A 23,804-nucleotide genomic window follows, 5' to 3' on the forward strand; every position below is an offset into this window, starting at 1 on the left:
TGACGTCTTAATTACTCATTTTTTAACATGTTTTATTAAAACATACCCAATTTGGCTTCCTTTTTTCACTTTATACCACTCACCTTGTTGAGATAGTATCGTAATGGTTTGATCCGTGTTCAGTTTCCCGACCGTTTTTGAAGATGTACTTCTTTTTTCTTTAATATGTAATACACTTGCTGTCACAATTCCCATCGTCTTCCTAATAGGGATTTTCGTTGAAACGGTATTCCGATTGTCGCTCTCATCCTTAGCGGAGATGGTCACGGTAAACGTCCCGGTGGACATATTTCTGAAATCCCAAGTTGCCGATTGCCTGCCTTTAGTGACCTGCCTTGAAGCAAGGGTTCCAACCACTATTCCTTTACTGTTCTTGATTTCCACTGTTACATTGGCATTTTCATTTATTTTATACGTTATGTTCGCTTTCTCGGTACTGTAATTACCCGATGTATCGACATCGGTGATATCCGGTGCCGACGCATCCTTATTTATCTTAATCTTCATTGTTGTCGAACCTTCATTACCGCTTCGGTCCATTGCAGACATTTCTGCTGTATATGTACCGTTATTTACAGCTTTCGTGTTCCAGGTTGCTGAATGGCTCCCCTTTTTCAAGGTTTGGTCATGGACTGGGGTGGCTAAGACTTTCCCCTTACTATCTTTAATCGTGAGTGAAACTACAGCTTCTTCTTTAAGGGAGTATATGATTCCAACCCCATCATTTATATGATCCTGCTTCGCTTTTAGGTTTATTGGATTCGGTGCCGCCTTCGCAACAGGATCCCTTTTAGGTTCAGACACTGCATGTCCATATTCCTTTTCTATATTAGTGTTAGGATAATAAAACCCCAAGATCTCTTGATACGTTTGACCTGCTTCCGCTCTGTTTTTCGCTCCAACCTGACTTAGGCCGACGCCATGTCCGTATCCTGACCCTTCAATAGCAATTCTGGAAGGATTGGAAGATGAATGGTCAACCATGTAGCTTTTCATCACATCCTGCCCCACCATGCCCCTGATTTTGGAAGCCGCTACATTCGTAAGGCTAACCTTTTGCTCCAAAAGTTTCCCCCTTTCATCAACGAGATTCCTTACATAGAAATTGATTTGGATGGAGCCTTTCGTAACCCGGCCTCCCGTTTTTTTACCAGTTAAGGTTAAAGCGGGTATTTCAGCAATTTTAATATCCTGCTTGGCATATCCGTTATTTTTCAGCCAAACCTTCAGCTTAGGTACAACCGCTTTATCTTTTTCCTGTACACTTGTCCACCATTCATCCGGCTGTGATAAATCTTTCTTTGACAGGTCAATTTGCTGCTTGTCCAGCGTTATCGCCCAATTTGTTTTTGTATCATAGGAATCTTCTTTTATAGGTAAATATGCAAGAGGGTTCCCACTTGACCAAACATTCGAATTCGATTCGGTCATGCCTCCATTGCTTGAGGAAAAAAACGCTTCGATTATTTCACCATCATGTTTGATTACCATACCCGTTGTCTGCTCAATGGCTGAATTAGTTTGGTAGTGACCGTCCGCCCCGCCATATACTTGGTAGGAAACCGTATCATCAATTAATGCAGATTGATGGCGAAGTGCATAAGTCCGGGCTGCAATTGCCTGTGCCTTTAAGGCTTCGGAATGCCATAGTGCGGGCATTTCCCGCGGGACAACGCCCTTTAGATAATCTTCAATGTAAACATGATTGATAGGACGAATGTAACCGCCCTCCACTGTAAATAAAAATGATCCTGTATACGGCCGGCCGTTTATGGACAATAAAGCATCTTGTTTAACAGGAATTATCTTTAAGGAGGCATCGGATCCCATTTTCTTGGAATCTTTGTAAACGCCAAGTTTTCCTGACTCCATTTTCAAAGTCAGTTCTTCCCCCTCCTTGATGAATGTCTCTCTCCCTGAAGTACGATAGTCCCCGGTTGCCGTTAATTTGACACTGGTTTGATTCCCTAAGTAATTCTTCAGTTTCACTTCCATCGTTTTACTCTCTTCCGTTGCCGATGCTTCATGAGAAGGAAATGCAGAAAAAATGATAAAGAAAGCAATAAACAAATACTTTAGACTCCTCATTCCTCTTCATCCTCCCTAAACTATTTATCCTTCAAAGATTTCCAGATCCTTGTACGCTCAATTCATTGTCCATAACGGCGAGGATGATGTCACTGCTGCTGAATGATTCCAGGACCATAGAATTCAGGTCCCGGGTTCCCTTTTCATTATTCGTAAAGGCTTCTATGATTATGGCAACCTATATTCCGTTCACAGAACTCTCTTTTTACATTCTGGATGTATGGCTCATTATCCTTCAAATCCAACCTTTAATATTGAGATAACGTGACTCATTCCATAACCGGTGAAAAAATAAAAAAAGCTGGACACGGAAGAAACCATGTCCAACTTTTTTAGGGTAAATGCTAGATGCATATAACCCATTACCGATGAATTATTTCTTTACTTCAAATACTTCTTCAAAACCGGTTTCATATGATCGATGACTAAATGGCTGCCGCCACGTCCTTTCACATCTTCAATCATCCAGGCCATGAGAAGTTCTGGATCTTCCGTGTCCATGGCAACAAACCAGCCATTTTCCGTTCCGTCAGAATTTTTGGATGCCTTGATTTCAGCAGTACCCGTTTTGGCTGCCATTTTGATGCCAAGATCATTTATTCCATGTCCGCTTCCCTTAGGATGTTCCACCACTTGTGTCAGCATCTTGGTGATCTGATTTGCTTGGTCAGCTGATATGGCATTTTCTTTCCATATTTTCTTTTCTATTTTATCTCCAGCTATCAACGAAGGTGCCAGGATATTTCCTTCATTCAAGAAGGCTGAATAGGTCATAGCGAGATGAAGCGTGCTCATTTGGACTTGCGCTTGACCATATCCAGCGTCTGCCAAGCGTCCTTCACTGTCGATCTTACCAATGCTCGATGCTTTGATCGGATAATCGTAGTTCAAAGCTTCATCAAATCCGAATGCCTTGAGTCCATTTGTGAATTTTTCCTTTCCAAGCCCCAATGCTTTTTGGGCAAAGTAAATATTGTCTGAATAAATTAATGCCTTTTCCATATCGATTGGAACACCGGGGTCAGAAACCCTTGTAATGGAATGGTCTTTCCATGTCGATTTGGCCCACGTTCTTCCTTCGATATTGATCGCCTCATTCGGATCCACGCCATTTTTCAATGCGATTGCCGCAGTTATGGCCTTAATGGTTGAACCAGGTGCAAACGTCGAACTGAAGCGGTTTAGAAGCGGTTTTTTTGGATCTTCTTCAAGCGCTTTTTGTTCCGCTTTTGTTATCCCGAATATATATTTATTAGGATCAAATGACGGACTTGAAACAAGTGCAAGTGTTTCACCGGTCTTCGGATCAAGTGCCGATGCTGATCCTGCTTCGTTTTTATATTGCTTAAAGATATCCTTTTGAAGCTCGGCGTCGATGGTCAATGTAATTGTTTCTCCCTCTTCAGCGGGCTTCTCAGCAATCACCTTTTCTTCGCCATCTGCTGTTTTAATAAAGATCTTACCGCCCGGTTTCCCTTTAAGGCGTTCTTCTAAAACTTCCTCAAGGCCGCGCTTGCCAATAACGTCATTTGAGGTGTAGCCTTTTCCTTTTAATCTCTCCAGGTCTTCGGCCGATGCCTCGCCGACATATCCGATTAGATGGGCAGTGGCCTCTTTATATGGATATATGCGTTCTTCCGTATTATTGACCGATACCCCAGCAATGCCCAATAGCTTTTCCAGGGTTGCAGCATTATCACTTGACATTTTCTTGATAGGGACGAAATAGCTGGGCTTTACCCATGATTGTTTTAATTTCTGATTCACTTCGTCGGTGGACATATTGAGGATTCCAGCGACCTTTTTAACCGTTTCGGATGCGTTGGCCATTTTCTCTGGCACAATTCCTACTTCCGATACCGTTCCATTCATGGCAAGACCACGTTCATGTCGATCGACAATTTCCCCGCGAATGGCTGGATACGATTCGACCGATATCTTTTCACCGGCTTCCAACTGAGGGAATATATAGCTTTCATCCCACTTTATGTACCAATTCTCTTCCTCACCTTCCCCTTCCTTGACAAGGGTCGCTTTATGGTCAGAGCTGACAGCCCCCGCCATAGTGGACATATCTACGGTATAATCAAGGTTTACCTTTTCTCCATCTTTATGATCTTTTTCTTCTTTTGGCTGTTTATAATCCACCTTTAATTGGTTGACTTCTATGCCCTTATAGATTTTTTCATAACGCTTCGCAAATTCATCCGCACTGATTTCTTTCTTTGTCTCAGGTGACAGATACTCGTACATTTTCTTAAAATCCTGTTTATTCCAAAGCTTCGTGTATGCCTCAAAGCGATCTTCTGGACTTGGCTCATCCGAGCATCCGGCCAGGAACAATACGCTCATCAACAATAAGCTGGAAACTAAAACTAGTTTCTTCATGATTTCCTCCCAATGAATAGTTAAAATGGTATACATATAGTTTATCAAAATATTAGGGGAATGGGGGAATTTGTATGACCAATTTCTTCATTTTGCTAATTTACCATGTTTTTTCTAAAGCAAAAGTCCTGTACATAGTGTACAGGACTCTTTACTAAAGCATTCTTTTTTTTCGGCTTTTCTTCTCTTGCAACCATTTTTTCAAGAAGAAAAAACCCATGACGCCCGAAATGATGAGACCGCTTGTCGTTACAATGACAGCTATCCATTCGTATAAGGTGTAATCCATATATGCTTTCCAAGGTAATTTCCCTTTCCAATCTTCAATATATAGATTCATTCCGAATATCCCGGAGATAACCGTATAAATCGTTAGTATTTGCAAAAGATAATTACTGCTTTTCCCAGCCAGTTTATCCTGATTTTGATAAAGGTAGGAAAGGGTCTCCTTCACTTCTTTGTAGAGTGGAGCTATCCTGAAGGTTTCATCCGTTTTTTTGAATAGCTCTTTACCGATAGCCGTACTATTGACTTCTGTAAATAAATATTTTGCAGAAAACTCAGTGATCATGAAAATCAGCATTTCCGTATCCGACTGATCTTTTTCTACATCTATCTGGGAATTCTCATGAGCCAATTTGAGCAGTACGATCTTATAATAGAAGAAAAGCAACACTGTATAAAAGTGCTGGCCATACATTTCGCTTGCCAGTTCCTGTTCCAGTTTACTTGTTGCTTTCGTGACACACGCAAAATGATACATGCTTGTTACATAATAGGTTTCCTTGCCCCACCTGTCATATACTCTTTCTTGATAATACTTTTCAATATAATCAGGGTTTAGTGCCCCTATATATGGCGCTCCATCATTGTCATATCCGTTCAGCTCGCTGATCCGGAATAAGTCATTTTTAGATATTTCACGATTCTCGGGGAATGCAATATAACTGATTACGTACATTCTTTCATCGATGAAGAAGGGTAAACTGCCAAAATAGGTCGGGTCCGCCTGATCTTCATCCATATATTTTTCCATTGGCGGCAATAGTTCATTAAAGATGAAATCCTTCACCTGTTCATACTGATTTTCCCGACAGCCGACTTTCGTTTTCTCTTCGTCATCAGCAATCGGTTCGAGGATTCGGAATGTATCGCCAAAATAGAGCACATCATTATAGGAAAGTCCTTCAGGTAACGTAACACGAAGATTCATCATGCCAATATGAAATGGGCATATAAAAATATCTATAGAGTTAATAATAAATGGGGTATTTAGATAGGGAGATTCGAAGGTACATTCAATATCCAGTTTTTTCGTAAAACGGCGCAAGCCTTCCTTCTGTTGTGCGTTACCTGGAAATAATATCGGCTCGATGTAAGGCATAAAATACTTTTCCAATTTACGGTGTGAAACTTTATTGCCACCGTAAAATTGATTTTGTTGTTCCATATCTTTCAAGTTCAAAAAAACGAAATTGTCCTCAAACAACTTTTCGACAAACTTTTCAATCATATTTCCTTCAAGGGTAAACGGAAAGATGTATTGCTGGAAAGCTCGCTTCGTGGGATCATTCTTATTTACTTTCACATCCATAAAATATATTCCTCCGATTAAACTGGGATAAATCCAGGTTTAATTCATCTTGTTTCTTATATTTACCCATGTATATATAAACAAAACGAAACATATTATAGAAATAAAGTGGACATATTATCCAAGAAAAAAAGATCCCCCAAGCAAGCGCTCGGGGGCCATCGAAAAGAGTTCTCCAACTCTCTTCACTTTAGGGTACTAGAAACTGATGTTTCTAATGAAAAATCCGATATTCGGACCATTTTAGCATTTATTTTCAGTATGATAAAACACGGAATCCCTTCATATTTGGACTTTACGGCTTATTATTAACTTATTAATCCGGATATACAGTCGTTAACACATGAAAATATAACTATAGGAATAAACACAAGATCTCCTTACCATTTAATCCATCCTTTTATCATGAAAATCACGTTTTAAATAATGGAGAAAGGGTAAATAAAAAAAAGAAAAGGGGAGACATCATGAAAACCGATAGCAATAAGCAACACTTTAAATTTTTCGAGAGAACAAATAACTCTAAACCAAGCGAAAGAAAACAAATGAGCGATTTCGTCAAAAAAATGAAAATGAATGCTCAAAGCTCTCATTTAAATGGTAAAAACTCATGACATATGGGATGTCATGAGTTTTTATCGTTTAAAGTGCGATTTCATTTCCCTGAAGGTTATGCCTCACACATTTTTTGATACCGATTACATTCAAAAAATGTTGGATTTTCTTCATGGAGGTTGCCTGATATTCATCTACAATGGCAAACTCTTTAATATAAGCGATTTTTTCTTGTACATCTGTATCTATATGATCATGGCTGTATTCTTTTTCATTCGATTTTTTGCATGTGTACACCACGGCTTCACCAATTTTCCTGGTTGCCTCATCAAAGTAAAAAGAAAACACAATGGCACATTCTTCATCGTAAAAAGAGGGCTGAACTTTCATATTAATATCAATCATTAACCTTACACCTCTCCCCGTTTTGTTATTTACACTATAACAAAATTAATAAAAGGAAATAGGCGTTCCAAACTACCCTCACGGTTCTTCCACACCTACCAAATGGACCTTACACTCCCAATGCATAGATAATTATAACTACAGGAATATGCGCAAAAGAATAATCCATTGATAAAAAAAAAAACATCTTCAAATGAAGATGCTGAATGAGTGATTGGAAGCTTCATTACTTATTTATATAAACCTGGAAGTTCTGCGTAAAGGCCTGGTAATTCGCTTGGGACAATAACGAAAGCGGCGATGATAAGAAAAGATACGACTAATGCTTTAGTACTTTTTTTCATAGGTCATTCCTCCTTTTCTTTAAAAAAATATTGGTTAAAATAGAAATTAATTCTATAGTTATATTTAACCACATTTCTTTTAACCATATATTTCGACTAAAGAATCTATTTAATCAGTTAAGGACATGTACATACAGCTTTCACCGATTTTTCATAACAAAATATAACTCTAGGCATATTTCAAGGAGAATCAAAATGGATTTTTTTGCAGTTGGACAAAAGATCAAAGAGCTACGTAAACAAATCGGACTTTCCCAGGAAGAGTTGGCATCCGGCATTTGTACACAAGCACAGATCAGTAAGATTGAAAAAGGCGATGTCTATCCATATGCATCCACTCTCTACTTAATTTCTCAACGTTTAGGCGTTGATGTAAACTATTTTTTCGATATTGGAATGACCCCTAGGCTGGATTACGTGGAAGAAGTGATTTATCAATTAAAAATTGCCAGAAGAACCCGAAATTATGAGGAAATGCAGCAAATTGTAAAGGCTGAGGAGAACAGTCCTCTCTTTCTTCAGAATAAAAAGAATCATCAATTGATACTTTGGCACAAGGGGATATACGAATACGAAAAAAATAAAGATTTAGATAAAGCCATTAAATTTATTAATCAGGCCATCGCCATCACTCATACGACTGATAAAATTTATTCAGAACGGGAACTTGAAATCTTGAGTAGCCTAGGTGTAATGTATGTTGCCGAAGAACAATACGAAAATGCATTTGCCTTGTTAAGGAAAGCTTTAGATCATTTGGAAGCCCTGCCCTTTTTGACGGATAAAACGCTAAAGACACGTTTGTCCTATAATTTTGGCAGAGTGTTAACACGCCTGGTCCGATATGAGGAGTCCATTGCCTGCTGCCAAGATGCCATAAAGTGGTGCCTCCAACATGATCAATTATATGCTTTAGCGGATTTACATTACCATTTAGGTTATAACTTTGAACTCGTAGGTAACTTTGATGAGGCAAAAGAGTACTTGGAAAAGTCAGCATTTCTCTTCACATTACAAAAAAATCATACCTTTGCTACATTCATCAACAAAAAGTTGGACAGTTGGAAGAATGAAATGAAAATAAACTAATTCCATATATTAAAGCCATTCCCCACGGGAATGGCTATTCCCATTCACAAGAATATGTAGAATCTATCACATATCAATTCCAAAACCTCTATTCTACATTTCAAATTCCAAGCCAAAATGAAGTATAATAAAGAGATGCTTCAAAAACCCACTTTTAAAAAAGGGTTCCGGCCCCTCATCACTTGGTTTCGTGAGTGTGAAGAGGATGAAGGATTCGTGGCATCGTTATCTTGAAGGCCAGTTATTCCTGTTTGGAAGGCTATATATCCGAACTGCTTATATTCATGAGGGTTTTTGACGATATTGACTTTTACAGGGTTTAAATGAATATACGGCTTGTGGCATTGATGATTTGTTCGATTAAATGGATGAAGATGCAAAGTGAACGGCCATGAAATAAGTCCAGCATGATGCATATGATGGCTAAAAAAAGGCATTGCGGCAATTGCTCGGGATGTAATATACACGTCAAATCCTCGGTTAACCGAGGCAATAATATGGTTATTAAAGTACTGATAGTTCATGATATACAAAATATAATTTTGGTTAACAGGGATTGGCCCTGAAGGAGGAGAGTATGGAGCGGGAGTTGTTGTTAGTTGGGGAAAGGCTGGCGGAATTTTTGGAGGTCGGGAATCCGGAAGATTCGGACGTGGTGAATCAAGGGCTCCAGTTATACCGTCAGGGGCTTGTTGATATTAAAGAAGAAGCGGTAGATACGATTGTGGCCGAGGTACAGGATGAGACTCGCTTTAAGTCCAGGTTGAATCTTCTCTTCCCTCAGGATGGAAGCTGTACATGTGATTCAAGGTTCATTTGCCGGCATCAAATGGCCGTTTTCTTTTCTGCGTATTCAGAAAACGCTAGTGTTTCCGATTGGCTGAGTGAATGGAAAGCACCAAAAGATACCTCAACCGCCCAAGCACTGCAGCAAGTAAAACGGGCGAGTGAATTACTTAAACAAGTGGGGGAAAAATCCCTCATCTTAGATAAAAACTATCCTTCATGGAAGCAATTCGTGAATGCAACCTTTGCGGAACATGTCGAGCCCCATATAGGCGAGCCTACTTATATAATTGAAAACCATATACAAACATACTTTAAACGCCTTAGCTCTAAAGCTCCAATGGAAAGGGAATGGAAACTGCTTTATCATTTTGTTACGCAATTTTGCACGATGCAGCTGACACTGAGAATGATTCAGTTACATAAAAGTCAGCCACAAACGATTCGGGTCTTTTATGCACTTGCTGTCGACCTAGCGGAAGAGCTGCATGAAACGGTGCAGCCGCTTAGCCGGCAAGCCAGGCCCTTCGCCTTTGACCCCTTCGTTTTCAGCATCAAGGAAGATGTAGCTAAATTACTTGACGGAGTAGAAGGTCTAGAATATGAAAAGATCGATCTCTACCGGGAGATTTGGAGCTTCTTATTCTCCAATTCCTCATGGCGTAAAGAGGAACTGGAACGAATCAAGAAAGAACTTCCTGAGAAGTATATGGGCACAACTGAGAGGACGTCCTATTCCCTCGCAGCCATTCACCTTTCCCTTCTGGAGAATCAAGATAAACAAGCGATTGGACTTCTCCATGAATTGAAGAAGGAAGCCTGTCCATACATTTTTTATTGGCTGAATCTCCTGTCTGAATCAGACAATCGGTCACGGGCCATTCCTTTCATTGAATTCATCATCGCTAATGTCCAGGAGTTCCTTGCTGATTTATCCGATTATTATCAGCGGGTAGATTTCGTAAGGACCTTTACGACTTTAATCAGCAGTTGCTGTTATAAATTAAAACGGAACGATTTGCTAGAGAAATTCTACAGAGCCACCCTTCCGCACAGCTATTGGAACTATGCAAATTTCCTTTTTGAACAAGGACAATATAAAAAATGGGTGGAGATGCATATTTACTCAGAAATCAGCATTGACTTAATCAGCAGTGAATCCATCAAAGAAGTGGTCTCTAAAGAACCGGAACTAATCCTGCCCCTTTATTACCATGCGGTCCAGGAAAAGGTTTCCTTAAAGAACCGGCCTGCCTATAAGCAAGCTGTCCGTTATTTAAAAAGGATGCGCACCATCTATAAAAAGAGCAAAAAGGAAGACGTATTCGAACGTTATATTCTGTATGTGGCCGATTCAACCAAACGGCTTCGCGCTTTCCAAGAAGAACTAAAAAGGGGTAAGCTTATCGATGTTTAATCCAGGGAAATTAAAAATCAAAATAGCGGCTCTCGAAAACGGATCCTACGCCCTTGGTGCCGTCAATGAAGAGAATGCCTTCCTCAACACGAATTATATACGCAGGTTGCTATTCAATTGGGATGACGCAAGCTTTTATGGAACTAAAATGACTTCGGATACCATTGATGGAAATCCTGTATTCATTCTTGACGCTTGGGGACTCCTCAACTTTTTTGCAAAGGAGAGTTTCAACTCCTTCATAGAATGGGAATGGTCGGAGATATCCTCCCTTTGCCTGTCTGCTGCTCCTGTTCTTCATGAATCCATCGAAGCGGGGATCCCCGTACCGGATTTCACTAATCTTCAGTTGGACTCCATCGGCTGGAAGCTGCCGGAAGAGGTAGAGGAGGAATTCGTCCCTTCCTTTTGGGAAGAAGAAATATCTTTAGATCTCCCTTCACCAGAAGTGGAAACCAATCGGACTTTTATCGAGAAATGGTATAACGGTGCCGCTAATATGTATTTAAAAAACTACTCACCTATGCAGCATAAATGGAGTGAAGCCGTCGGGGCATTAAAGGATTCAAGACTTTCCCCCGAAGAATTGCAGGCCTTTTTTGACAAAGACAGCTGGCAGGAATGGCTTGGGACCCAGCCTGATCCCAAACCATTCACTATAGGTCTCCGTTTGACTGAGCCTCCGGATGGTAATGGGCCCTGGGTACTTGATGTTACCCTTCGTTCCAAAAGGGATGAGAATATCATCGAAACCTATACAGGAAAAAAACTGCCGCGCGGCTGGAATAAGTATGCAAGTGAAGTGGTGCGTGCTACGAAACGCTGGCAACTCGTCGTACCATGGCTTGGAGAGAATGGACGTCTAAAAAGGGAGATTTCGGAAACGGATGCATGGGAATTCTTGACCGACGCAAGCGAAAAACTCCTGTTTCTTGGCGTCGAAATTCTCCTTCCATCCTGGTGGCTTGCCTTGAAGGAGTCCTCTTTGAAGGTGAAGGCGAAAGTAAAGAGCCAATCGAACCGCGGCCCTTCTTATGTCGGGTTAAAAGCTTTAATGGACTTTGATTGGCGGTTCTCTTTAAATGGAAAAGAGCTCACTGAGGCGGAGTTCGAGGAGCTCGTCGATGAAAAAAGGCGGCTTGTTTTCATCCGCGGCCAATGGGTCAAGCTTGACCCCGCTTTCATTAAACAAATTCAGGAGCTGATTGAAACAGCTAATGAAAAAGGAATCCAACTGACTGACTTGCTGCAGCAGGAACTGTTGAACGGCGAAAATGAAGATGACGATAGTGATTCTGAAAACGACGAAATGCTCCGAATTCAATTTGAATTGAACCAGGAGCTTCGTAAAATGGTGGGAAGACTCAGGGAAACCAAAAACATCTCCATCCTGCCCGTCCCTAATGCACTTCAAGGCGATTTACGCCCCTATCAAAAACTGGGCATGAGCTGGCTCCTTTTTTTAAGGGAGCATGGCTTTGGTGCTTGTCTAGCTGACGATATGGGGCTTGGAAAAACAGTCCAGATGATAGCCTACCTCCTTCATGTAAAAGACAAAGAAGGAGCCAGTAAAGAGCTGCCCACTGCCAATATGGACGAACAAAAGAGTGAACCGATCATTGTTGATGAGGATAGTAACGCAGAGAGCTGCGAAGAGGCTGAGGTCAATACCGCTACATGCGAATCGATCTCTGTACAATCGTCGCTCATCGTATGCCCAACATCCGTCCTAGGCAACTGGCAAAAGGAATTGGAGAAATTCGCACCAACACTAAAAGTTCACCTTCACTACGGGTCTAATCGGGCTAAAGGTGAAGCATTTGCTAAAATAGCAGTGGATCATGATATTGTCTTAACATCATATGGCCTTACCCACCAAGATGCAGCTGAACTATCCTCCATCCATTGGAGCAGCGTGATCCTTGATGAAGCACAAAACATCAAGAATGCCCAAACAAAGCAATCCAAAGCGGTCCGCAAGCTAAATGGCAGGCATCATATTGCCTTATCGGGTACGCCAATGGAAAACCGTTTAAGTGAGCTATGGGCGATTTTCGATTTCATAAATAAAGGGTATCTTGGAACGCTAGGACAGTTTCAGGAAAAATATGTGGCAACCATTGAACGTGATGAACAGAAGGATAAAATCAAAGAATTACAGCGTTTGATACAGCCATTTTTGCTCCGCCGTACAAAACGCGATAAAGAAGTCGCCCTTAATCTGCCGGATAAGCAAGAACAAAAGGAATTCGTACCGCTTACCACCGAGCAAGCATCGTTGTATGAACAACTGATCAAAGATACATTCACTGATATCGAACAACTGTCGGCCTTCGAAAGAAAAGGCATCATCCTGCAGATGCTGAATAAGCTAAAGCAACTTTGCAATCATCCGGCTCTTTACTTAAAAGAGATGGAAAAGGAAAACATCATGAAGGCGCCTAACCGTTCTGGCAAACTCGAGAAGCTGACTGAGCTTGTCGATGCTGTCCGCGAACAGGATGAAAGCTGTCTCATTTTCACTCAATATATTGGTATGGGCAATATGATGAAGGAATTGTTGGAAAAACGGTATGGCTTTGAAGTGCCATTCCTGAACGGGAGTGCGAACAAGAAGCAGCGTGATGATATGATCACTCGATTCCAAGATGGGGAATTCCCTGTCTTTATCCTGTCGTTGAAAGCAGGCGGCACGGGGCTGAATCTAACAGAAGCAAACCACGTGATTCACTATGATCGCTGGTGGAACCCAGCTGTTGAAAATCAAGCAACCGACCGTGCATATCGAATTGGACAACAGCGTTTCGTTCATGTTCATAAGCTAATTTGCACAGGGACACTGGAAGAAAAAATTGACCAGATGCTTGACAAAAAGCAAGCCCTGAACGACGAGATCATCAGCAGTGACAACTGGATCACCGAACTTTCCACAGAGGAAATCAAGGACTTGGTTGCTCTTCAATAATGTTCTCACACTCAAGAATCCGCTCTCACGATACGAAGTTGAATGAGGGCATGCTAGCTTATCAAGACATAAGAAAATACAGGAGAATACATATTCGATATGTATTCTCCTTTTTATTCAAAAAGCACGGGTTAATGCTGCAAAAACGACCTCAGTTACTTCATTTTTCAAACTCCGAAAACCTTTCATAGCTTTCTGGACTGGTATATAACTTTTCCTGTCCGCCCATACTTAAGTAGCCATCCACCATCGATCTAAATCTGTTCAAATAAGTCTGTATCTTTAAAGCGTCGCTCATCATTTTTCCCGGACGTTGAAAGAGGCACTTTATCATGGAAACCATAAAGAACCACCGGTAAGCCATATTTGTTTCAACTCCTTCGATCGTTTTTACGCATGGAACGAATACCGAAGTTATATTGAATGAATGTCAGTTTAACTAAAATAACTGGATCAATACTTGTGCGTCCTACCTCTGGATACATATCTTTCACCAAGTCATATTGAATGAGAAGTCAATGGCGGCCTCCATTTTTCGAACCAAATGGTCGCTGGCACCAGTTGATCTAAAGTAATCATTTCAAGTTGATCTCGCTGAATGGAATCATGTTTAGAAAGCATCCTCATCACCTAAAGTTTTAATACTTCCATTTTAAAACAAAAAAGACTGTAGGCAAAAAGAGATTTTAATTTTATAACAAAGTTGATTGGAACGGGTGTGCGAGACTCCTGCGGGAAAAGCGCGTCTAGGGGAGACACCAAAGGCGCTTTCCGAGGGCGGACCGCCCGCGGAAAGCGAGTGCCCTGCGTTCCAATCAACGTTCAAATTGTACAAGCCATAAAAAGACTGTAGTCAAATTCGAACTCAGATGTCATTTTCTGTTTCAAAAAATCGATTTCACCATATAGAGTGCCGTAATCCAGATGATGATTGCAGAGATTTTATTTAATATTCCAAGGAATTTGCCTGATGCATCAACCTTTTTCAACAATCTTCCCGCAAAACATAATCCATGGAACCAGCACCATGACACAACGATGCATGTTCCCGTGAAAATCACTTTATCCATTCCTGAATAAACAAGTGAGCTCGAACCGATTACACCTATCGTATCCAAGATTGCATGTGGATTCAGTAATGATACTGATAAGGCAAATACAATTTGTTTTTTGGTGGACATTTGCATAGTTTGAGCGTCCGACTGTGGGTTCGCTTTGGCAGACCAAATTTGAAAACCCATATACAATAAAAAAATGACTCCGAATATGATTAATGTAAGACGCAGCCAATCATATTGCATGACAATCAACGAAACACCCAAAATAGCTAACAGGATGAGCACTGTATCACAAATGGCAGCTGTGATCGTTGCAGGCAATGCTTTTTTTAAGGTCGGTTGGATTGCACCTTGATTAAAAATAAATACATTTTGCACTCCTAATGGAAGTATCAGCCCCAATGCCAATAATAATCCATGAAAAAATGGTCCCATACGAATACTTCCCTCCATTCACATTCAGTATAATGAAAAAGACAAAGGAATTGACCCTCCATTTGGTTGGTATTCAACCCAACCAATTTATAATGAATTTAGAACATGAAAGGGGTGGTTTTCGTATGTTTATCGACTGGAGGCCAAACCGACCGTCGAGCATATCACTACACCAACAAATAGTAGATTGGGTGAAACAACAAATTACACAAGGGGAATGGCCGGTTGCGACCAAGCTTCCCTCACAACGCTCATTAGCCGATTCTTTTGGCGTAAACCGAAGTACCATCATTACAGCTATGGATGAATTGATTGCGGACGGATTATTAGAAACTAGGGTTGGATCTGGCACATTCGTTTCGAATAACACATGGAATGTGCTCGTCTCTAGCAAACAGCCCGACTGGAAAAACTATGTCCGCAATGGCCTTCATGAACCTAATTTAAAAACGATTCAGGACATTAATCAGCATGAAACGGACTCTGCCATCATCAGATTGGGCACCGGTGAACTTTCTCCAACTCTATTGCCTACTAAAAAAATCGAAAAGTCTTTGCAATCCACTTCTTTTGACGCCCACTCATTAGGTTATTCTGAACCCAAGGGTGATAAGAGGCTACGCCAAAGTATAAGTGTTTATTTAGAAACAAAAGGAATCAACGTTAGCCCAGGCTCCCTCATGATCGTTTCTGGCGGGCTTCAAGCACTCCAGTTGATTTCAGTTGGTTTACTTCAAAAGGGCTCAATGGTTTTACATGAATCCCCTTCCTATTTAAATTCTGTTCATCCCTTTCAATCTGCGGGAATGCAATTAGTAGGTTTATCAAAACAAGGCCGAGAAAGTATTCCGACACAAATAAAGCGCATCAATGGAAGGAAGAAAGCGTCACTGTTTTATACTGTTCCAACGTTTAACAATCCAACCAATACTACATGGACTAAAGAAGAAAGACTAAACCTCTTATCCACATGCAAAAAAGAACAGATTCCGATTATTGAAGATGACGTATATAGTGACTTGTGGTTTGAAAAGAGACCACCGCTACCTATAAAATCCCTTGATACAGATGGCCTTGTATTGCACATTGGCAGTATGTCCAAAACATTGAGCCCCGGATTGCGCATCGGATGGATTGCTGGTCCAATAACTGTGATTGAACGTTTAGCAGATATTAAAATGCAAATGGATTACGGTTCCAGTGCACTGTCTCAACACCTTGTCGCAGAATGGTTAGAAAGTGATCAATATACAAAACATTTAGAGTGGCTAAGGCATCAGTTGATAGTACGTAGAGATTTTACATTATCTCTTCTCAATCAGTATTTTAAGGGACTAGCAGAATGGCAAATACCTCAAGGCGGATTTTATATATGGGTAAAGTTATGTAAACCAATTGTGAATCAAAACCTTTTCAAGCAAGCGATAAAGGAGAATCTTCTCCTTAATCCGGGGTACATATATGAACCAAATAACAATACGCATCTACGGCTTTCATATTCATACGCCTCGGAGGAACAATTAGATTATGGTATCCAAACCCTCTCAAAGATCATTCGGCGGTTGATTTGATACATGACATCATCGTGTTGAGACATTGATGGAGCTGCCTTGGCAGCCCCATTCTTATTGAACTGAACAATCTGAGTGGGTAAAGAAGTTGTCGAATTACGTTTCACTTAACGAAAGTCACCTGCCTAAGAAAGTTAAAGAGGATATCACGGGGTAGCAGCCTTCCTTTTTACATTCCACTCTTTCGGTTGGATGATGAAAAAAGAATGGTGATTTCCATGATTGATCATAATATGATCGAGGATTGCGATAAGCGCCTCACCCTTATTCTGCTGATATTCATCTGAACTTTCCTCAATGGTGATTTTTTCCTGGTGGGGGTCATAATTAATAGATGTTTTAGCACCCTTTTCAAAAAAGGAAAGGGTAACCTCCTGACATAGGGGATAATCCTGATAGGGTGAATCCGAGCGGGGCTCCTTTTCAAATGGAGAATTGACGTGCTGAAGTGCATCAAAAAAACTTGGTTTTGTAAGATTTGACCTGTGGCTTCCTTTTTCTTCAAATTTCACTGTAATTCCACGACTATATACCTTTTTGCTCGATTTCTTCTTATAAATCATAGACATCCTCCTTTTTTCTGATTCTTTATACCTAATTCCTTTATCTTTCACCAAATACCTGCTAGATAATAAAAATAATTCCCCACTAATAGATTTCCATATAAGCACAGTGAAAACACAGGAAACTACACCTAAAGAATTATACTTCAAATCCATAATCCGGAAAAAAAAGCCCTCTTGGATAAGAGGACTCATACTGAAAACAAATTTGAATAAAGCGAGTTTGCCTTCAGTTTTTTCTTTTGGCTCTTTTCGTAAAGATTGTTGTTTTAAAACGAAACTTTTAAGGTTGATTGGAGCGGAAGTGCGAGACTCCTGCGGGAGCAGCAGGACAGGTGAGACCCCACAGGCGTTTACGCCGAGGAGGCTCACCGCCCGCACCAAGGAAAGCGAGCATCTGGAGGGGAAATCAACCACAACTCACTACCTGGTAAATAGCAACAAAGTATGTGAAAACAGCCTTCCTTTAAAAAAGTTCCAATCAACGTTCGAATTACACAAACCCTCAAAAAAACTATCGGTAAAATCACTTTGTCTACAAACTGCAGCCCTCTTGGATAAGAGGGCTGTTTTTGGTCATTTTTTTGCTTTATTGATGTTAAAGGATTTCTTCGATTCATTTCCTGCAAGATCGGTCACCTTAAATTCGAACTTGTTGTTGCCTGATTTAAGCGGCAGTTCCAAATCCTCTATCTTCTTCTTATAGGCACGCATTTTATATGGTTCCTTGAATTCATTATAGAAAACTTCGCTTCCGTTTAGATAAAGGCGGATTTCATCGAAATTATCTTCTACCGTCACATCCACTCTTGGATTTTTACCTTTGACTCCCACAGTTGCCGGTACACCTTTTACTTTTAAACCTGGTTTTGTTGCATCGACCATAATCGTCCGTTTAAAGGAAACCGTGTTATCCCATTTGTCCGTTGCTTTAACCGTAAAGTTTTGGACGCCATCTTCAAACTTCTTTTCATAAGTGAATTCATATTTATTATTCGTTTTGTTATACGTTACAGGGACCGTTTTATCATCGATTTTAAATTCTTTGATTTCCGACGCTTCTTCAATATCTCCTGTTATTTTGATTTTATTTTTATTGTTCACGCTTAAGGCCTCAGGACTTTTGATCTTTACAGCTGGTGCATGATTATCGATTGGAGCTGAATCATTAGCTAATTCAGTTTCAGCCGTTTTTTCATTACCTGCATAGTCAATTGCCACTACCTGAACCTTTTCCCCTTTTACATCAGGTAGAGTGAATTGTTTCGCATTCGCTGGAAGCGGCTCTTCCATTATGGATGCTCCATCGACTTGTACATCGTAATAGGCAAGTCCTGAACCATTCAAATTATCCTTACCTTGGATGGTTAATACATTACCTTTTTTCGAAATCTTGACTGTCGGCTTTACCGTATCGATTTTGATAGGCATTTTAAACGTCTGCCATTTTGCACCCTCGTAATCTATCATCGCTTTGATTTCAAAATAATAGACCCCATCCTTAGCGAGTGCATTATTGATTTTACCGTCCCACTTACGGGCTGGATTAATTGTGTATGCAGTCCCTTTTCCACCATCATAATAGTCCTTTCGCACATTATTCTCCGCGCGAATTTTCCGGACTGATTTGTTCTCACCATTCAATATATTGAACTCTACCTTTTTCGCATTCCTCAAGAATGATAGGACCGGCACGAAGTCATCCTGTGCTCCATCGCCATTGGGGGAAATCGCAATATTTTTGCCATTAAATGTTTTTCCTGCAGGGTCATAGCCAAGATAAGTGAAATCTTTCCCTGCTGTCGATACTCCTCCTGCCCTGCCATAGAAAGACTCTTTATCATATATAGTGCCATCCAGGATCGGTGCCTTGTCCCATTTCCCTTTAAACCCTACATACGGTACATGCAGTTCCGGATGAGTGTCAGCTGGATCCTTCAATGAAATGAACCCTTCAACAAAATATCCATTTGGGAAGACCTTGTCAATGTCTACAAGAGTCTGAAGGTCATCTCCAAGCACCTTTGCATTGGATATGTCCACTTTCACTTCGAATGTAACCGATTTTTTTGCAGGTACGGTAATCTTATTTGTATTTCTATTATTGATTTTAATTGAAGCGTCCTTAATTTCCTGTGCTTCTAACTGGTTAGCGGAATAACCCAGTTGTCCCTGAATTACATAGTCTGTTTGGATATTTCCTTTTACATCATATTTGACTGCTTTGTTGCTGAAGTTTTCAACCTTTAAAGTAAACGCGAACTTATTGCCGATCTCCTTCATTGCAACCTTCGCTTCTTTCGTGAATGCCTCCGTCACGACAGCTGGTGTGGACAATGCGGCTTGCAGCTGCATGACTCCAGCTCCTTGCCTGCGAGGCGAGTATGGGTTATCCCAGTCAAGGGCCTTATTTACGACACCCTGATCCGTTAATGGTTTTGAAGTATTCATCATCAGGTTCTTAGCCAAATTTGCCCGGGCAAATCCATCTAATTTAAAGTCTTTATCCACTCTTTCAAGAACCAGTGCAGAGCCGCCGGAAACATGTGGTGCAGCCATCGAAGTACCGCTCATCATACCATATTCATCATTGTTCAACGTCGAATAAATTTGTCCGCCTGGAGCAGTGATTTCCGGTTTGAAGTCCAGGTTCGGTGCGACTCCCCATGAACTGAATGAGCTCATTTTTCCTGCTTCTGGATTTACAGCTTTTGTTTTATCACCATTAAAGGTAATCTTCACCTTTTCTCCATCCATTAAGGCCGTTTTCAGCTTTGCACCATCCGATTTCAACATAAACAGCTGCGGAATGGTGATGCTTGGATCTGTAGCCATGGAGATATATCCGTCAGCATTATTGAAAATAATCACGCCAGCCGCTCCTGCTGCCTGGGCATTTTGCGCTTTTTCTATAAAAGAAAGCGTGCCGCGCTCGATGAGGGCGAATTTTCCTTTTACATCCACTTTGGAAAGCTCCCCTGGCGTCCCAAGACCTGCAGCGACCAAGTCATATGTTTTATCCTTTAATGCATTGGGATGTACGCTTGAGGCCGACATGAACGGCGCTTTTCCTGCTTGCCCGTTTATATCATATGTCGCCGCATCCAAATCCATATAGTTATTCTCGACCGATGCAACTTGTACCGAATCATAAGCAAGTCCAGGTGAACCTGAAACTCCAATATCCGGGTTCGAAGCTGACGGGTTTGCAAATCCATTTCCAAAGTGAGCCGAGTTTCCTGCTGAAATCGACATGAGAATCCCATTATCAACAGCTCTAGATACCGCCTGCTGCTCAGGATCTTCTGCTGATACAAAACCTGCAGTGGAACCAAGGCTCATATTCAGCACATCTGCCCCAAGGATGATTGCATCGTCAATTGCCTTAATATATATATCGCCCCAAGTTGTTTGCATGGCGGGATCATTTCCGAAGACCTTCAATGCTAGCAGCTGGGCTTCAGGAGCAACCCCTTTAATGCCGCCATTCTCTTCATCCCCATTGGCGCCAGCGGTTCCTGCTACATGCATTCCATGCATGGAGGCCCCTTCACCAAGGTCAAGGATTTCTTCATTTTCATCCATGTAATTGTATCCATAAGGTACCTTCGCCGTATAATAGTTGCCTAATAGATGGCTAGATTCCTTTATTCCGCTAATTTCACTTTTAGTCAGTTCTGCCTTATTCTCGTCGTTTAGGACCATATCACGGTGTGATGGGTCGATTCCAGTATCGATAATCCCGACGACCATCCCTTCGCCTTTATATCCATATTCCCGCCAAGCTTCCTGGGATTGGACAAGTTCTTTACTATAAAGCATCTCGGGTTTTTCTACAGGACGTTCATATTCATTCGCTATATGTACCTCAGCAACTTCAGGCATGGCTTCCACCTTTTTGATTTCGCCATACTGAAGTTCACCACTGAACCCATTGACGACTGTCGTAAAGCTTTCAAGTTCCTTGAAAGCTATTTTTTTCGCTTTCACCTTTTTTTTCAATTTCTTCTGGTTAGCCAGCTTTTCAGACTTTAATTGTTGTTTCTTACTTTTCGATAACTGTTTAAATAGCTTACCCTCTTTGGAAGCTATTTCTATCGCAGGCGCTTCCTTCATCTCTACGATGACCCTGACCTTCTCGTTACTTTTATAATTCTTTCCCATATCGTTTTTCTTCAACTTCAGGATATTCTGCTGATTTTTCTTCCCTTCACCAGAGCCGCTCGGTGAATTCGGAAGCTGGGCAGCGGAAACGCTTGCAGTAAACACTAATAGAAAGATTGCCAGAATGGACAAGCTACGTTTAATCAATGAACTTTTCCCCCTCTAAAATAATGAATATTTGGAATTTTCTTACTGAGTATAAAAGTATCACAACTTTTGGGGTGATTTAAGAGATAATAGTCACTATTTTCCTATTTAGAACTAGGATATTGTCATTATTTTTCATATATTAATAGATTCACAAGATAATCGACAAAAAGATGGTGATGTTAAAACTAACATCACCCATTTACTTCTAGTTTTTCATTCTTGGATCCAACGCATCGCGCAGTCCATCACCCATTAAGTTAAAGCCGAGGACAGTTAGCATAATCGCAAGACCAGGAAACAGCACCGTCCATGGTGCCTGAATGATAAATGACCTCGAATCGGCAAGCATTTTACCCCACTCTGGTGCCGGCGGTTGAGCACCGAGACCAAGGAACCCGAGTGCTGCACACTCAATGATGGCGGTGGCAATCGCCAAAGTACCTTGAACGATGATGGGTGCAAGGCTGTTCGGAAGGACGTGGTGAAGTAGAATCCTGCCATCCCCCATTCCTATTGCCTTGGCAGCTGTTACATATTCCTCTTCTTTCACCGTTAAAACTCTCGAACGTAAAAGCCTCCCGAATATCGGGATGTTGACGATGGCAATGGCAATGAGTGCGTTGCGAAGAGAAGGCCCCAAAACGGCCACTACGGCAATGGCAAGCAATATACTTGGGAATGCCAGAATGATGTCAAAGACCCTCGATATGATTGTATCTATCCACTTACCGTAATACCCGGCAATGATTCCAAAAAAAGATCCAACCACGACAGACCCTGCTACAGATAAAAAGCCGACTCCTATTGATATGCGCGAGCCATAAATGACCCTGCTCAAAATATCACGGCCAAATTCATCCGTTCCAAACCAGTGTTCCGCAGACGGTGCCAAATGTTTGTCACTTAGCTTTTGCCCCTCAAATGAATAGGGTGCTATAAGCGGCGCGAAGATGGCGATTAAGATGAAAAATAAAACAATCCCCATACCAACAAGGGCTACCTTATTTTTCTTAAAGCTTTTCCATCCTTCCTTCCAGGGAGAGATGACTTTTTCCTCTGTTTCTTTTGGAGGAAGGATTGGCGATGTATTCGTTGCAATTTCAGGCATGAGTTTCCCTCCCTATTTATACTTAATCCTAGGATCGATCGCTGCATACAACAAGTCCACAACAAGATTAATCATGACAAACAAAAAGGCGATGACCAGAATTCCGGACTGTATGACCGGATAATCCCGGGATAGTATTGCATCATAAATATATGTACCGATACCTGGCCACCCAAAAATGTTTTCCGTTAAAATGGCGCCGCCTAAAAGTAATCCTGTCTGCAGGCCGATAACCGTCACCACTGGAATTAATGCATTCTTGAAGGAGTGCTTGTAAACGACCCAAAACATTCTCATCCCCTTAGCACGGGCTGTACGGATGAAATCCGACCTCATAACCTCCAGCATGGACGAACGTGTCATCCTTGCAATAATGGCCATAGGAATGGTCGCAAGCGCAATTCCTGGCAAAATGAGATGTTTGATCACTTCAAAAAATTGATCCACCCTGCCAGCAATGAGTGTATCCATCAAATACAAGCCCGTTATGGCCGCAACGGGATCCCTGATATTATCCCGCCCTGTCGTCGGAAGTAAATCCCATTGAATTGAAATGATGTATTGCTCCATTAATCCCAGCCAGAATATAGGCATGGACAACCCAATCAATGCAATCACCATGGCTACATAATCAAACCATGAGTTTTGGAACCATGCTGATATTATCCCTGCATTTACACCAATGACCACTGCGATGATCATGGCGATCAATGCAAGCTCAATAGTGGCCATTAGGTATGGCCCGATTTCTTCGGAAACCGGACTATTCGTTTTTAACGATACACCCAGGTCACCCTTTAACAGGCCAGATAAATAATCCCAAAATTGAATGAACCAAGGTTTATCCAAACCGAGTTCCTTTGTCATTGCCGCAACTGCCTCTTTTGTTGCTTGCTGTCCTAAAATTACTTGTGCTGGATTTCCAGGGATCGCCCGAATCATCATGAATACAATAAATGCCATTCCGAGTAACACTGGAATGAGAGATCCTAAACGTCGTACGGTATAGGAAAACAAAACAATCACCCGCCTTTTAAATAAGGGTCCTTCGAAGCGCCCTCGATCATTTTGAAATGCATTCCATAACAAAACCGGGCAGCATGCATAAATCCATACTCCCCGAT

At 41.2% G+C, this 23,804-nt stretch carries 14 protein-coding genes and 1 pseudogene; 5 read left to right on the plus strand and 10 right to left on the minus strand.

The window, feature by feature from the left end; translation table 11 throughout:
- Positions 1-15 precede the first annotated feature (15 nt).
- From SB775_RS03940 to SB775_RS03950, 3 genes are all read right to left on the minus strand, one after another.
- Positions 16-2,088, minus strand: coding sequence for a SpoIID/LytB domain-containing protein (locus SB775_RS03940; RefSeq protein ID WP_410860591.1), 2,073 nt, complete (start codon positions 2,086-2,088; stop codon positions 16-18).
- Between the two features lie 381 nt (positions 2,089-2,469).
- Entirely contained in the window at positions 2,470-4,476 is a 2,007-nt protein-coding gene (locus tag SB775_RS03945) for a penicillin-binding transpeptidase domain-containing protein (protein ID WP_410860592.1), read from the minus strand.
- A 154-nt stretch (positions 4,477-4,630) separates the two neighbouring features.
- Positions 4,631-6,070 (minus strand): hypothetical protein, encoded by a 1,440-nt coding sequence (locus tag SB775_RS03950; protein WP_410860593.1) that lies wholly within the window; start codon positions 6,068-6,070, stop codon positions 4,631-4,633.
- 467 nt (positions 6,071-6,537) lie between these two features.
- Between SB775_RS03950 and SB775_RS03955 the strand changes: the two genes are divergently transcribed.
- On the plus strand, positions 6,538-6,684 hold the full coding sequence (locus tag SB775_RS03955) for a hypothetical protein (protein ID WP_289336811.1): 147 nt from the start codon (positions 6,538-6,540) through the stop codon (positions 6,682-6,684).
- A 28-nt stretch (positions 6,685-6,712) separates the two neighbouring features.
- Here the strand turns inward: SB775_RS03955 and SB775_RS03960 are convergent, their stop codons facing one another.
- Entirely contained in the window at positions 6,713-7,030 is a 318-nt protein-coding gene (locus SB775_RS03960) for a hypothetical protein (protein ID WP_089361999.1), read from the minus strand.
- Positions 7,031-7,569: 539 nt separating this feature from the next.
- Between SB775_RS03960 and SB775_RS03965 the strand changes: the two genes are divergently transcribed.
- The 3 genes from SB775_RS03965 to SB775_RS03975 all read left to right on the plus strand — a co-directional run bounded on the left by SB775_RS03965 (position 7,570) and on the right by SB775_RS03975 (position 13,631).
- Positions 7,570-8,463: a helix-turn-helix domain-containing protein gene (locus SB775_RS03965; RefSeq protein WP_410860594.1), complete on the plus strand. Its 894-nt coding sequence runs from the start codon at positions 7,570-7,572 to the stop codon at positions 8,461-8,463.
- Positions 8,464-9,040: 577 nt separating this feature from the next.
- Positions 9,041-10,666, plus strand: a complete 1,626-nt coding sequence (locus tag SB775_RS03970) for a hypothetical protein (protein WP_410860595.1) — start codon at positions 9,041-9,043, stop codon at positions 10,664-10,666.
- Complete coding sequence (locus SB775_RS03975) at positions 10,659-13,631, plus strand: DEAD/DEAH box helicase (protein ID WP_410860597.1); 2,973 nt, start codon at positions 10,659-10,661, stop codon at positions 13,629-13,631. The genes SB775_RS03970 and SB775_RS03975 overlap by 8 nt, the downstream gene beginning before the upstream one ends.
- Positions 13,632-13,888: 257 nt before the next feature.
- Here SB775_RS03975 and SB775_RS03980 read toward each other — a convergent pair.
- Together SB775_RS03980 and SB775_RS03985 are read right to left on the minus strand one after the other, a co-directional pair.
- Positions 13,889-14,252, minus strand: a pseudogene (locus SB775_RS03980) (transposase); the annotation flags it as partial.
- 263 nt (positions 14,253-14,515) lie between these two features.
- The gene (locus SB775_RS03985; protein WP_061465643.1) at positions 14,516-15,124 is read right to left on the minus strand and encodes a LysE/ArgO family amino acid transporter; all 609 of its coding nucleotides are present in this window, start codon (positions 15,122-15,124) and stop codon (positions 14,516-14,518) included.
- Between the two features lie 125 nt (positions 15,125-15,249).
- Here SB775_RS03985 and SB775_RS03990 point away from each other — a divergent pair, with 125 nt between their 5' ends.
- Positions 15,250-16,695: an aminotransferase-like domain-containing protein gene (locus SB775_RS03990; protein ID WP_410860598.1), complete on the plus strand. Its 1,446-nt coding sequence runs from the start codon at positions 15,250-15,252 to the stop codon at positions 16,693-16,695.
- A 146-nt stretch (positions 16,696-16,841) separates the two neighbouring features.
- Here SB775_RS03990 and SB775_RS03995 read toward each other — a convergent pair whose 3' ends face one another.
- The 4 genes from SB775_RS03995 to SB775_RS04010 form a co-directional block, all read right to left on the minus strand.
- Positions 16,842-17,258 carry a hypothetical protein gene (locus tag SB775_RS03995; RefSeq protein WP_410860599.1) on the minus strand — a complete coding sequence of 139 codons (417 nt, stop codon included), beginning with the start codon at positions 17,256-17,258 and terminating at the stop codon, positions 16,842-16,844.
- A gap of 576 nt (positions 17,259-17,834) precedes the next feature.
- Complete coding sequence (locus SB775_RS04000; RefSeq protein ID WP_410860600.1) at positions 17,835-21,569, minus strand: S8 family serine peptidase; 3,735 nt, start codon at positions 21,567-21,569, stop codon at positions 17,835-17,837.
- Positions 21,570-21,777: 208 nt separating this feature from the next.
- Positions 21,778-22,680 (minus strand): ABC transporter permease, encoded by a 903-nt coding sequence (locus SB775_RS04005; RefSeq protein WP_089362004.1) that lies wholly within the window; start codon positions 22,678-22,680, stop codon positions 21,778-21,780.
- A gap of 12 nt (positions 22,681-22,692) precedes the next feature.
- Positions 22,693-23,697 (minus strand): ABC transporter permease, encoded by a 1,005-nt coding sequence (locus SB775_RS04010; protein ID WP_061465651.1) that lies wholly within the window; start codon positions 23,695-23,697, stop codon positions 22,693-22,695.
- Between the last annotated feature and the right edge of the window lie 107 nt (positions 23,698-23,804).

It is taken from the genome of Peribacillus sp. SIMBA_075, assembly GCF_046534585.1.